The following is a 13,778-nucleotide window of genomic DNA, read 5'->3' as shown; positions in this document are numbered from 1 at the left end:
CAGGCTAAAGAGGGGCGCCCATATGTGCCCTGGGCATCTAAGCCCGAAGATTTAAAACAGGCTACCATTCCGGCATTTCCGGGCGCTCAGGGTGGCGGGGCCTTTACGCCAGGCGGCAGAGGTGGTAAAGTGTTTGTTGTTACCAGCCTTGCGGACCGCGGTCCGGGAACTTTCAGAGAAGCTTGTGAACAAGGAGGCGCCAGAACCATTGTGTTTAATGTAGCTGGTATTATCCATTTAAAAAGCCCGGTCATCATAAGAGCTCCTTATTTAACTATTGAAGGACAGTCTGCGCCGGGTGATGGAATCTGTATAGCGGGTGAGTCTGTCTGGATTAATACGCATGACGTGCTGATACGCTTTATGCGCTTTAGAAGAGGTGCTACGGATGTTGGAAGAAGGGATGATGCGTTAGGCGGTAATCCTGTAGGTAATATTATGATAGATCATGTCTCAGCCAGCTGGGGATTAGATGAAAATATGTCTATTTATCGCCATGTCTATGATAGAGGTGGCAATAAACAGGAAAAAATGCCTACAGTAAATGTCACCATTCAAAATTCAATTTTCTCTGAGGGCTTAGATACTTATAACCATGCATTTGGCAGTACATTGGGTGGACTCAACAGTACATTTATGCGCAACCTCTGGGCCAATAATGTCGCCCGTAATCCTTCCGTAGGTATGTATGGCAGTTTTGGATTCGTCAATAATGTCGTGTTTAACTGGTGGAACCGAAGTGTGGACGGTGGAGATGATCGCTCTTTTTACAACTTCATCAATAATTATTACAAACCAGGTCCGGTTACACCCAAGGATAAACCTATTACACATAGAATCTTAAAGCCTGAGGCTGGTCGTGACAAACAAAGGGTCAAGCATTATGGCAAGGCTTATGTTCATGGCAATTATGTAGAAGGAGACAAGGCAGTCACCAAAGACAATTGGAATGGAGGCGTACAAATTGAAGATATGCCAGACGCAGGCAAATTTACACAGGGTATTAAGGTGGATAAACCTTTTCCGCTCAAAGGAAATGTTAGTATAATGAGCGCCAAAAAAGCGTATGGTTATGTTTTGAAAAATGTTGGAGCCTTCTTACCTGTGCGTGATCCTGTGGATACCCGCGTGCTTAAAGAAGTCAAAACCGGTAAAATTGTCTATACGGAAGGTGGTAAATCAGGCGTGACTCCTTATATCAAACGCCGTATGCCAGCAGATTCCTATAAGAAAGGTATTATCAGTGATATCAGCCAGGTGGGTGGATATCCTGAATACAAAGGCACCCCCTATATGGATCAGGATCAGGATGGTATGCCTGATAATTATGAACAAAAACATGGTTTAAATCCCCAAGACAGCGCTGATGCCAGCCAGCTGGCAAAAGACGGTCATGGATATACCAATATTGAGGTTTATCTCAATAGCCTGGTGCCTATTGGTCGTGTTCGCCCCTGATAAAGTTTCAATATTTTGCTGCAAACTTTTGTAGGAATAGGATACATTCCAGGATAAATTGACTTCACTATACGTAATTTAATAGCATGCATCATGATGGCACAAGTCAGGTAAAGATGGAATATAGGCTAAAGCAGCAAACCCGGTTTGCTGCTTTAGCTGTTTTCCACCCTTTCCGGCTTACAAAAAATAGTCTGTCACTGTCTCTTTTATTTTTGCTCAGTACAGCGCTCGGGTATGGACAGAATAAAAAAAGGCAAAAATAACAAAGCCGATACCGCCTATTGAGTGGCAAAAACGGGGATTTGTATATCACCCGGACTCGCTGGGCAATAAAATTGTGGATTTCTCCTATTGCGGGTATGAATCCTCTGAAAAGCAAATTCCCGATGATCTGCCGGTAAAAGTAACTGTGCCAGTTAAACCAGGAGACGCGACAAATGCCATACAGTCTGCCATAGACTATGTCGGCCGGTTGCCAATGCAGCCTTCAGGGTTTAGGGGCGTTGTTTTATTGGCACCGGGTACTTTCCATGTTGGCGGAACCATACGGATGACCATGTCAGGCGTGGTGCTGAGGGGTAGTGGTGCAGGTAAGGGTGGCACGACGCTATTGGGTGAAGGCACGCAAAGGGCACCTTTGATCAAAGTGACTGGTCTTAAAGACAGTGTTAACAGTACGCCTGTTGATATATTAGATCCATACGTGCCAGTTGGCGCTTTTAATTTAAAAGTCAGTCATCCTGAAGCCTTCAAAGTGGGCGATCAGGTTGTTATTCACCGGCCCTGTACGGCGGCTTGGATTGAAAAGTTGGGCACCGAAACCTTTGGAGGTGGCGTTTCCGCCCTTGGATGGAAGCCGGGCGTGGAAGATATTTTTTGGAGCAGAACTGTAAAACAGGTTACGGCCAGTGGAATCCAGTTGGATGCGCCGCTGACTACTGCGCTGGATAAACAATATGGCGGTGGCACCTTGGCTAAGTTTTCCTGGCCCGGCAGAATTGACCATGTTGGTGTGGAAAATTTGCATCTCGCTTCTACTTATGACCATAGTCGGCAAAAAGATGAGGATCATCGCTGGATGGGCGTTGTTGTAAATAATGCGATAGATGGTTGGGTTAGAAGAATTAATTTTCAATATTTTGCCGGCTCCGCGGTCAGTCTTTTAGAAGGTGTACAACGTTTTACTGTGCAGGACTGTCAGGCTATAGATCCGGTTTCAGAAATCGGTGGTCAGCGCCGCTATGTCTTTAGTACTACCGGACAACAGAATTTGTTTCAACGCCTGTATAGCCAGCAGGGGTATCATGATTTTTCGGTAGGATTTTGTGCTGCCGGACCAAATGCTTTTGTACAGTGTCAGGGAGAAGGCGCGCTAAGTTATAGCGGTTCTGTCAATAGCTGGGCCTCCGGGGTGTTATTTGATTTGGTTCGCCTGGATGGGCAGACCATAAAATTTGCTAATCTGGGTCAGGATGAGCAAGGAGCGGGTTGGAACGGCGCTAACTGCGTACTTTGGAACTGCTATGCATCCATGGTAAATGTTGCCAGACCGCCCACAGCCCAAAACTATGCTTTTGGAACCTGGTCCCAGTTTGGTGGAGATGGTTACTGGGCAGAGTCCAATAATTGGATCACCCCCAGAAGTTTTTATTATGCACAGCTGTCCCAGCGCCTGGGTAAAAATGTAGATGATCAGGCCCTATTAAAACCTTTTGTGGGCGAGGCCAGCAGCAGCCCGACACCTGAAGCGGCAGCGGCACTTACAAAAGAGGCTTATGCACCCGATAAAACCATGAAAGACTGGATTGACAGCTTAGAAGCAAACCATCCATTACCTACAAAAAGTGATGGTGCTAAAAGTATTTATGCCATTGGGCTAAGGCCTCTTCCTGTAGTGCCTAAGATAATCCCTATGGTGCTAAAAAATGGGTGGCTTCAAAGAGGGGGTAAGGTGTTGACAGGTGGAAGGCAACAAACGCCCTGGTGGTTTGGCAGCGTTGAACGTGATTTTATTGCTAAGGCTAAACCCGCTATAACACGGTTTGTGCCAGGTAGAACCGGTACAGGGCTTACCGATAATCTGGATACGGTCACCCAGCAGATGAAAAGAGCACATACGCTGGTTATGGAACAAAATTATGGACTTTGGTATGACCGGCGTCGCGATGATCATGAACGCGTTCGTCGCCAAAACGGGGATGTCTGGCCTCCTTTTTATGAACTACCATTTGCCAGAAGCGGCCAGGGGATCGCCTGGGATGGACTTAGTAAATATGACCTGACCAAATACAATAACTTTTACTGGTCCAGACTGAAACGTTTTGCGGATCTGGCTGATCAAAATGGATTGGTCTTGATTCATCACAACTATTTTCAGCATAATATTATTGAGGCAGGGGCACACTATGCAGATTTTCCCTGGAGACCAGTGAATAATATTAACCATACAGGATTCCCTGAACCGATTAACTACGCAGCAGATAAGCGCCTTTTTATGGCCGATCAGTTTTACGATGAAAATAACCCGGTTAGAAGAGGATTGCATCAGGCATTTATTGATCAGTGTCTTAGTAACTTTAAGGACGATCACAATGTAATACAGTTTATCTGTGAAGAATTTACAGGCCCTACTCATTTTGTCAGGTTTTGGTTAGAAACCATTAGAGATTGGGAAAAGAAAAACAACCGGACTGGCAAGGATGCACCTTTTATTGGACTGAGTACGACAAAGGATGTGCAGGACAGTATTTTGGCTGATCCGCTGCTAAGTAAACTGATCAAAATTATTGATATCCGGTATTGGTATTATCAACAAGATGGATCGCTCTATGCACCAAAAGGTGGTAAAAGTCTGGCGCCCAGACAATGGGCTCGTTTGTTAAAGCCTAAAAATTCCAATTTTGCGCAGGTTTATAAGGCTGTTAGAACCTACAAGGATAAATACCCAGATAAGGCCGTGATGTATTCTGCCAAAAATGCACCTGAACTGGCCTGGGCAAGTTTTATGGCAGGCGGTTCGCTTCCAGATTTACCAGCCGCTTTGCCGGGTGACTTTTTGGCCGCTGCCGCAACGATGCATCCCATAGACCTAGGCGACAATGCCTACGTACTTGGCAGTGCCAGTGGTAAATCCAGTGACGACAATTATATAATTTACTTAACCAAAGGGCAGCATTTTACATTGCCCCCAAAGGTGACCAGTAAGCATTATCAGGTAAAAGTGATTGATCCTAAAACCGGGCAGGTAGTAGCTACCAATACACAAGATGAGGGTGCTTTATCTGCAAATGCAGACAGCGTTTATTGGCTTCAGGTTAAATAAATTAATTATGAAGTTAGATTAAATAAATGGCTGGAACGCCAGCAACAACTAAAATTGCTGATAAACGGTTTAGATGTTTACAATTTTAATTTTATCATATTCATTAAAATTATATGCTATTAAATAGGTTGAATCGTAAAAAGAACGCAGCTACTGATTTTGATTTTAAGGCTAAAAAGCAACATCATTTATCGATGGCGCTATGCAGCGGGTTATTTACGTTAATGATATTGACAATCCTTGCAACGAGCTGCCACTCGGGGCAGACAAACAAAAATCAGGCGCAGCAAGTCTGGAAGAGAACAAGTCAGCGCATCTCGCCTTTCCAATTCGTATTTCGGATAATCACCGCTATTTTGTAGATCAAAATGGGCATCCATTTTTCTGGTTGGGGATACGGGGTGGTTGCTACTCAGCAAACTAAAGCAGGACCAAGTAACGACTTATCTGCATGACCGACACCGCAAAGGATTTAATGTTGTGCAGGTAATGGTTATTCATGATTTGGATGAAAAAAATGCATATGGTATAAATGCACTAAGAAATAAGGATTTAAGCCAACCCGATACGGCTGTCCTATTTAATCAGGGAACAGATACGCTTAATTATTGGCAAGGGCTCGACTCACTGATTGTAAAGGCTGATAGGGACAATATGCTGGTGGCACTTGTGCCCGTTTGGGGCTCCGTGGTTAAATCCGGGAAAGTCAGTATAGCTCAGGCTACGCAGTTTGCACAGTTTCTGGCAAAAAGATACCATGGCGCAAAAAACGTTGTCTGGTTAAATGGCGGGGATATTCCTGGTAGTGACTCCACCGCTATCTGGCAGGCCATCGGTAAAACGATTAAGGCAGAAAATCCTACTCAGCTAATGAGCTTTCATCCAAGAGGCAGAACACAGTCTTCTACCTGGTTCCAAACAGCCAGCTGGCTGGATTTTAATTGTTTCCAGTCGGGCCATCGCAGGTATGATCAGGACAGGGGGCCAGGCAGCCTGCAATACGGCGAGGATAATTATAAATACGTCCTGGCCGATTATAACAAACAACCTATAAAACCTACACTGGACGCTGAGCCTTCTTATGAGGGGATTCCTGAGGGGCTTCATGATTCCTTGCAGCCCAGATGGGATGCGGCTGCTATCAGAAGATATGCCTATTGGTCCGTATTTTCTGGTGCTGCTGGGTTTACTTATGGGCCAATGCGGTGATGCAGTTTTTTGATCCCTCTAAAGGAGTTGGAGGCGCATATGGTGTTACCAAAAGCTGGCAGGAAGGACTTAAGGATACTGCTGCCGGCCAATTGGTCTATCTTAAAAAGCTGTTACTTGGGAAAGATTACCTAAACAGAGTACCTGATACTGTTTGTGTTACGGATCAGGGGAAGAAATATGATTATGTAGCAGTGACAAAAGCGCCTGGATATGCCCTTTTTTATACGCCCAATGGGCGTGATTTTAAAATAGATCTGCATCCATTAAATTTAGACAAAACGCCGGTTGTTACTAGCTGGTTTAATCCTAGAACAGGAATCGTTTCAGATAAAAAGCAAATAGCGGCCGCATCATTTTATGCAGCGCAGCCGCCATTAGAAAAGGGCCATGGGAATGATTGGGTGCTGGTTATTGAAAAAGCCGATTAGCAACCTGATTCTAAACATCTCAGTAACGAAAAATAAAAAGGGCTATCCAATGTATTGATTACGACCGGATAGCCCTTTTTATGTCAATTTTTGACTATTTAATGATAATAATTAGGAAGAAAATATTTATATATAAATGTACTTTTGATATATAAAGTCACGAACGTTGATTTGTTTTTTAATCCTGCTGTAAATTAAATAAATCATCATGATCTCTTTTGCATTTTATCATGATTTACTTTCAATCAGAGCGCTTAAGAAGCGGTAAATACATGGACAGAGAAGCGTAATTTATAAAAGAGCGTAAATCTGCCACCACAATAAAAAACGGGTCTAATAAATTTTATAGTAGAATATTAAATCAAAATGCAGCAAATTCACAGTTTTTATCGCTTTTTGACCACGGCTAAAACTGGGAGTAAGGCCGGGAGCTTTTCCCATCTTACCCGGCCGCAAAGCCGGGTTATCCTGTTTTCGTTATGTCTGGTCTTACTTTGTGGTACGGGTTGTCAGCGCAGCGCATTTTTGTATACCTCATTTCATGAACCGGCCAGTCAGGGATTGAGACTACTATATAGCATGGATGGCTACCACTGGGACAGTCTTCCGGGCATCTTTTTACGCCCTGAAGCAGGTAGTGACAAGATTATGCGAGATCCTTCCATGGTTCAGGGGCCGGACGGTGTGTTTCATTTGGTCTGGACCCTGGCCTGGAAGGGTAATAAAGGTTTTGGTTATGCCAGTTCCAAAGATTTGATACATTGGTCAAAACAAAAAGTGGTGGATGTGATGCGGGATCAAAAGGGGACGGTGAATGTCTGGGCACCGGAGCTATTCTACAGAAAGGATAAAAATGATTTTTTGATTGTCTGGGCCTCTACCATTCCTTTTAAGTTTCCTAAAGGTATTGAAGATGAGGATAATAACCACAGGCTATATTATACCATTACCAAAGATTTTGAACATTTTAGTTCCCCGAAACTATATTATGATCCAGGGTTTAGTAGCATAGATGCAACTTTGGTTCAACTGGGTAAATCTGATTTTGTCTTAGTTTTCAAAGATAATACCAGACATGAAAGAGATATCAAAGTATCTTTTGGTAGCAGTGCACTTGGTCCTTTTACTACAAGCTCTGCAGCTGTTACCCCCGCATTTAGTGAAGGGCCTTCTACCTTGAAAATTCATGGAAAGTGCCTTATTTATTACGATTGGTATAGAAAAGGAAGGTTTGGTGCTGTCAGTACCAAAGATTTTAAACACTTTGAAAATATTACTAACAAGATTTATATACCTCAAGGGCATAAGCACGGTACGATCGTACCAGTCTCCCGGAAATTTTTAAAATCATTGCAGGTCGCAACAAAAAGTAAACGAGATTAAATAGATCAGAAAAGTATAGATCAGAAAAGTAAAGGAAAGAAAAATATAGAAAAGTAAATAAAGAATTAGTGATTTTTAAGCAAGCAGATGCATCATGAAGCAAACAAGAATATATATAACCAGCCTGGTATTATCCATAGGACTTATGACGCAGTCCAGCGTTCAGGCACAAGATACCGTGCATTACACTGGCACAAGGCAGGTAAATGTAGATTATCATGATGGTCGGTTGCCTATGGCCGTCGGTGTACATAATCAGCAGATATTTCGGGCCAACCGCCAGCATCCTGAGCTAGCGGAAGGCTATGGCTGGACTTATAATCACCAGCCGATGCTGGCCTATTGGAATAATCTGTTCTATGTTGAATATCTCAGTGATAAGGTGGGAGAGAGTGTCCCGCCAGGGCAGACATTGCTGTTACACTCTAAAGATGGTAAAGACTGGAGCCAACCCAAGGTGGTTTTCCCCATCTATAAAATCCCTGACGGGACGACAAAGCCTGGTGTAGAAGGTGTTGCAAATCATTTGGACGCCGTAATGCATCAGCGGATGGGTTTTTATGTAACCAAATCAGGGCGACTATTTGTACTGGGCTTTTATGGTATTGTCCTGCATGCGCATGATGATCCTAATGATGGCAAAGGTATCGGCAGGGTTGTCAGAGAAATCTATAAGGATGGTTCCTGGGGACCCATTTATTTTATTCATTATAATCCGGGCTGGACACCTGAAAATACCGCCTATCCATTTTATAAACAAAGCAAGGATAAAGGATTTGTAAAAGGCTGTGATGAGTTGATGGCAGATCCGTTAATGATGATGCAATGGGAGGAGGAATCGTATCGGAAGGATCCACTCATCCCATTGCAGAAAAACTATAAGGCGTTTAATTTTTACCACCTGCCTGATGGCCGGGTGGTCGGTCTTTGGAAATATGCACTCACCGCTATTAGTAGCGATGGTGGACGCAGCTGGCCTGAAAATGCGGTCAGGGCCCCTGGTTTTGTCAATGCTAACGCTAAAATTTGGGGACAACGCACCAGTGATGGAAAATATGCAACTGTGTACAATCCTTCGGAATTTAGGTGGCCACTGGCCATCTCTACCAGTAAGGATGGACTCAATTATACGAATTTATTATTGGTAAACGGGGAAATCACTTCCATGCGTTATGGTGGTGCTTATAAATCCTATGGTCCTCAGTATACCAGAGGAATTGTAGAAGGCAATGGCAAGGTGCCGGATAATAATCTATGGGTAACTTATAGTATGAATAAAGAGGATATCTGGGTGGCAGATATTCCCGTGCCGGTCACAGATCAGGTGACCACCCCGGCAAATGATGTCTTTAATGATATGCCAGATGGCAAAGAATTAAAAGACTGGAATTACTTCAGTCCACTGATGGCTCCTGTTCGTATTACAAAAATGAAATCAGGTGTGAAGGCACTTACTTTAAAAGATAAAGACCCTTTTGATTATGCAAAAGCAACCAGACTAATTCCTTCTGGTTCTGTGCTTACGGCTGCTTTTACTTTGACGCCCGCACAAAATGACCACGGGCATCTGGATATTGAATTTCAAAATAAAGTCGGGGCTGCAGCCATAAGGTTAAGCTTTGATAGTTTGGGGATGTTTTATGCCAAGGCTGGATATCGTAATAAGGATATTTTTCACTATGAGGCTGGCAAAACCTATCATATTAAAGTATCGCTAAATACAACTACCCGTTTTTATACGGTAAGCATTAATGGGGAAGAAAAAATGCGAAATTTATTTTTTCAGCCTGTGCACGAGATCAGCCGGATTGTTTTTAGGACAGGTGGGGTCAGACGTTTTCCCAACGCCGATACCCCCACGGACCCCATGGATGATTTACCTGATGCAGAGAAAATAGATTCAGAGGCTACCTATTATATCACCTCACTTAAAACCAGCCAGAAACAGTAAGCAGCATGGAAAATAATTGTAAAAATATAGAGGTACATGTGATGCACGACTTAACCAAACGGTATTTTAAATTGGGCATGCCCTGCTTTAAGCCAACTGGGCTGCTTTTTGTACTTTTTCTTTCTGTCCTCACTGGTCTTGCAAAAAATGCCCGGGCAACCGTGACTTTGCCGCAGGTTATAGGCCATAATATGGTATTGCAAAGAGATAAACCGGTGCATATTTGGGGTAGCGCTGCGCCCATGGAAGAGGTGACAGTTCGTTTCAGAGGTCACTCGGTAAAAACGATAACAGACGCGGACGGGCATTGGTTAGTTAGTCTTCCACCCATGCATGCCAGCAGCAAGGACGCCGATATGGTGATCGCTGGATCGAATACGATTGTGCTGCATCATATTCTTACAGGAGAGGTTTGGTTATGCTCCGGTCAATCCAATATGGAATATACCATGCGTAAAAACAGTAAGGTAGCATCCGTCGCGATACCTAAGGGATTTAATCACTCACCGGTGGATGAACTGCAATATGCCAATAACGATCAGATCAGAATCTTTTTGGGTTTACGAAAGCCGATGGCTAAAGTGCATCCCGACCACGAAGGTTGGTCCGTTGCAAAGGATAGTGCTTTGCGCCAGTTTTCAGCGGCCGCTTATTTTTTTGCAAGAAAACTCTATAAAACACTTCATGTGCCGATTGGCATGATTGCCAATGCCATTCCCGGAAGTGCCATTGAGCCTTGGCTGGCTGGAAAGATAACAGCCATTGACCCGGCAAGTGATGCCTTGTATTTTGATTATAGTAAACCAGGCAAGTTCTATCCGACCCTGGTCAGGCCGCTGGCACCTTTTACCATCAGAGGGTTTTTGTGGTATCAGGGAGAAACCAATTGTTTTATGAATGATTCCCTGCAATATGCCTATAAAATGCAGGCCCTGATTGACCAGTGGCGCACGCAGTGGGGAGATAGCACGCTACCTTTTTACTATGTCCAGATTGCCCCATTCTATTACGCAAAAAACAAAGGAGATTATCCGCTAGATATTTATACCTTACCTAAATTCTGGGAAGCGCAGGCGCTCTGTCTGCAAATCCCTCATACAGGTATGACGGTATCCACCGATCTGCCAGATAACTTAAACAATATTCATCCTCCCGGTAAATGGGTCGTGGGCGAAAGGCTGGCTGCAATTGCGCTGGCCAAAACATATGGCAGGTCCATTGCTTATAGCGGACCAACCTATGTCAGAAGTGTGACTGCGGCGGGTAAAATGGAACTGTATTTTACAAATAGAGATGGCGGACTCGTTTCCAAGGATGGCAAGCCGCTGACTTATTTTGAATTATCGGGACCGGATGGAAAATATTATCCAGCCAAAGCGATCATACAAGGAGATCATATTGAACTTACGAGCAAAGACGTTGCTCGACCCGTAGCGGCGAGGTTTGCGTGGACAGAATCGGCCCAACCTAATTTTTATAATAAGGCCGGGTTTCCGGCCATGGCTTTTAGAACGGATAATCCCTATAAGCATCGGCATATTCTATTACAATAAACCGGATTGTATTTAAGGAAATAAACAAATAATGTACAAAAGATTAATTGATAGGTTCATTATCGCCATAGCACTACTCGTACAGATATTGTGCGTTGCAAATGCGCAGCCCGAGACGTCAAAAAGGCCAAAGGCTTTAAATGAGGCTGAAACAGCCATACAACTGCTTTCTGGTACGGGCAGTGATCATACGGTGCCCTGGGATTTTTACTGTACGGCAGGCAAAAACAGCGGTAAGTGGACAACGATTGCCGTTCCATCCAATTGGGAACTTCAAGGCTTTGGAGGCTATAACTATGGCCTGGATAAGGACAGCCTGCGGATCAATGAAAAAGGTATTTACCGCCATAATTTTCAAGTGCCTGCTGATTGGAAAGGTAAGGTGGTGCATATTGTGTTTGACGGTGTAATGACAGATGCTGCCGTGAAAGTTAATGGCAAGGTGGCTGGTCCGGTTCATCAGGGTGCTTTCTATACTTTTCGCTATGATATTTCAAAATTATTACGGTATGGCAAACAAAATCAATTGGAAGTAACCGTGTCGAAAAATTCAGCCAACGCTTCCGTGAACAGTGCGGAGCGGAAAGGCGATTTTTGGATATTTGGCGGTATTTTCAGACCTGTTTATCTGGAGGCAATGCCCCCGGCATTTATAAACCGCGTCAGTGTGGACGCAAAAGGAGATGGCCATTTAAATGCGCTTTTACATATTAATCTACCTGCGAAAATAGAAGGTGCGGATAATAGCCGCTACCAGGTGCGGGCGCAGCTAACGGATAGTAAAGGTACTAAGATAGGGCCGCTCATTACGGGTAAATTAAGTCAAATGGATAACCGTCCACAGGCAGTTATCCAGGCCGACGCAGCAAGCCAGGGTCAACTGACTTTTGAACTGCAAGGACAATATAATAAAGAACAGGTCAAACCCTGGACGCCTGAAACACCTCACATGTATAAAATGCGTTTTCAGTTGTGGGAAAATGGAAAACTGATACATGCGCTGGAAAAGAAAATTGGTTTTAGGACGGTGGAAGTCAGACCCAGAGATGGTATTTATGTCAATGGGGTAAAAATAAAATTCAAGGGTGTGAATCACCACAGCTTTTGGCCAAGTACAGGTAGAACCACTAGTAAAAGGCTAAGCATTCAGGATGTACTTATGTTAAAGGATATGAATATGAACGCCGTACGTATGTCTCATTACCCGCCAGATGAGCATTTTCTGGACGCCTGTGATTCACTGGGCCTTTTTGTGTTGGATGAATTAACCGGTTGGCACCATCATTATGATACGCAGGTGGGGTCTAAATTGGTAGCAGAGATGATTATCCGTGATGAAAACCATCCCAGTATCGTGATGTGGGATAACGGCAATGAAGGCGGCTTTAATTTTGATCTGGATTCGCTTTTTGATATTTATGATCTGCAAAAACGACCACTCATTCATCCATGGGCCATATTTGGCCATATGGATACGCAGCATTATATTAATTATGATTATGGAATGGTACGCATCTCCACGGCCATGAAATTACCTTCCCTACAGAGTTTTTACATGGACTCTATGATGGCGGACTTGGTGCAGGTCTGGGCGATTATTGGCGCGAAATGTGGCAAAATCCACTTTCTGCCGGTGGCTTTCTGTGGGTCTTTGCCGATGAGGCTGTTGTTCGCACGGACAAAGACGGTAAGTTGGACGCTGACGGTGATCACGGGCCAGACGGCATCGTCGGCCCCTATCATGAAAAAGAAGGTAGTTATTATGCGATTAAAGACATCTGGTCACCGGTATTTATTGAACATAGAGAGATTACACCGGCTTTTGATGGTAAATTTAGGGTTGAAAACCGTTATAACTTCACCAATTTAAATTCGTTGCGTTACCAGTGGGCATTAATGGAAGGAGGAGCTCCCTCCATTAGTCCTTCAGGCGCAGCCTATAATCATTTGTCAACCGCCTATAATGCACTCAGCTCCACGGCCACCGTGCTGGACAGCGGTCTTGTGACTGGTTCGGGTGTGCCAGATGTTGCGCCCCATAAATGGGGAACGTTACAACTCACGTTGCCTGCAAATTTTGAAAAGGCGGATTATCTTAGATTGACCATCCAGGATCAAACAGGCCATGTTGTTGACATAAAAACCTATCCCATCAAAGATCCTGCAGTAAAGACAAAAAGTCTGTTGAAAGCGCTGCAACTCCCGCAAAAAGTAGTGAATACTGATCGTAAGTGGCATATTGCGCAAACGCCGGATCATTATGAAGTAACGGGTGGCTTACATTCATTTAGCTACCGGTTTAATGCAAAGACAGGGGTGCTGGAGCAAGTTCAAAAAAATGGCCGGGAAATACCTTTTAATAACGGCCCGGTTCTTTGCGATGGTCAGGCGATGGTAAAAAGTTTCACCTTACAAAATAAGCAGGATTCTATTGTTCTGGAGGCCGTTTTTGAAAAGAAAAGCGATCT

9 protein-coding genes are annotated in these 13,778 nt (G+C 44.0%); all 9 read left to right on the top strand.

All coding sequences use genetic code 11. The features are described 5' to 3' along the window. The first annotated feature begins 24 nt into the window (after positions 1-24). Complete coding sequence (locus tag FSB73_RS03120; protein ID WP_317132831.1) at positions 25-1,458, top strand: pectate lyase family protein; 1,434 nt, start codon at positions 25-27, stop codon at positions 1,456-1,458. Positions 1,459-1,798: 340 nt separating this feature from the next. Then, on the top strand, positions 1,799-4,783 hold the full coding sequence (locus FSB73_RS03115) for a DUF6298 domain-containing protein (protein WP_146780078.1): 2,985 nt from the start codon (positions 1,799-1,801) through the stop codon (positions 4,781-4,783). A 202-nt stretch (positions 4,784-4,985) separates the two neighbouring features. Further along, a complete protein-coding gene (locus tag FSB73_RS03110; RefSeq protein ID WP_146780077.1) occupies positions 4,986-5,207 on the top strand; it encodes a hypothetical protein in 222 nt (73 codons plus the stop codon). Beyond that, positions 5,189-5,992, top strand: coding sequence for an apiosidase-like domain-containing protein (locus FSB73_RS03105; RefSeq protein ID WP_158639390.1), 804 nt, complete (start codon positions 5,189-5,191; stop codon positions 5,990-5,992). The genes FSB73_RS03110 and FSB73_RS03105 overlap by 19 nt, the downstream gene beginning before the upstream one ends. Then, entirely contained in the window at positions 5,992-6,423 is a 432-nt protein-coding gene (locus FSB73_RS03100; RefSeq protein WP_225974758.1) for a glycoside hydrolase family 140 protein, read from the top strand. The genes FSB73_RS03105 and FSB73_RS03100 overlap by 1 nt, the downstream gene beginning before the upstream one ends. Positions 6,424-6,789: 366 nt before the next feature. Then, positions 6,790-7,806, top strand: coding sequence for a glycoside hydrolase family 43 protein (locus FSB73_RS03095; RefSeq protein WP_146780074.1), 1,017 nt, complete (start codon positions 6,790-6,792; stop codon positions 7,804-7,806). A 94-nt stretch (positions 7,807-7,900) separates the two neighbouring features. Next, entirely contained in the window at positions 7,901-9,757 is a 1,857-nt protein-coding gene (locus tag FSB73_RS03090; RefSeq protein ID WP_192904090.1) for a sialidase/neuraminidase family protein, read from the top strand. Between the two features lie 5 nt (positions 9,758-9,762). Then, positions 9,763-11,310: a sialate O-acetylesterase gene (locus FSB73_RS03085; protein WP_225974436.1), complete on the top strand. Its 1,548-nt coding sequence runs from the start codon at positions 9,763-9,765 to the stop codon at positions 11,308-11,310. 31 nt (positions 11,311-11,341) lie between these two features. Then, complete coding sequence (locus FSB73_RS23950; protein ID WP_225974435.1) at positions 11,342-13,180, top strand: glycoside hydrolase family 2 protein; 1,839 nt, start codon at positions 11,342-11,344, stop codon at positions 13,178-13,180. The last annotated feature ends 598 nt before the right edge of the window (positions 13,181-13,778 follow it).

Source organism: Arachidicoccus ginsenosidivorans, from assembly GCF_007971385.1.
Taxonomy (GTDB): domain Bacteria; phylum Bacteroidota; class Bacteroidia; order Chitinophagales; family Chitinophagaceae; genus Arachidicoccus; species Arachidicoccus ginsenosidivorans.
This window is presented reverse-complemented; position numbering and strand designations above follow the sequence as displayed.

What these genes read in the sequence shown, in the direction of transcription:
- FSB73_RS03110 (WP_146780077.1), top strand. Translation starts at nt 4,986, where the DNA reads ATGCAGCGGGTTATTTACGTTAATGATATTGACAATCCTTGCAACGAG.
- FSB73_RS03100 (WP_225974758.1), top strand. Translation starts at nt 5,992, where the DNA reads ATGCAGTTTTTTGATCCCTCTAAAGGAGTTGGAGGCGCATATGGTGTT.
- FSB73_RS03095 (WP_146780074.1), top strand. Translation starts at nt 6,790, where the DNA reads ATGCAGCAAATTCACAGTTTTTATCGCTTTTTGACCACGGCTAAAACT.
- FSB73_RS03090 (WP_192904090.1), top strand. Translation starts at nt 7,901, where the DNA reads ATGAAGCAAACAAGAATATATATAACCAGCCTGGTATTATCCATAGGA.
- FSB73_RS03085 (WP_225974436.1), top strand. Translation starts at nt 9,763, where the DNA reads ATGGAAAATAATTGTAAAAATATAGAGGTACATGTGATGCACGACTTA.
- FSB73_RS23950 (WP_225974435.1), top strand. Translation starts at nt 11,342, where the DNA reads ATGTACAAAAGATTAATTGATAGGTTCATTATCGCCATAGCACTACTC.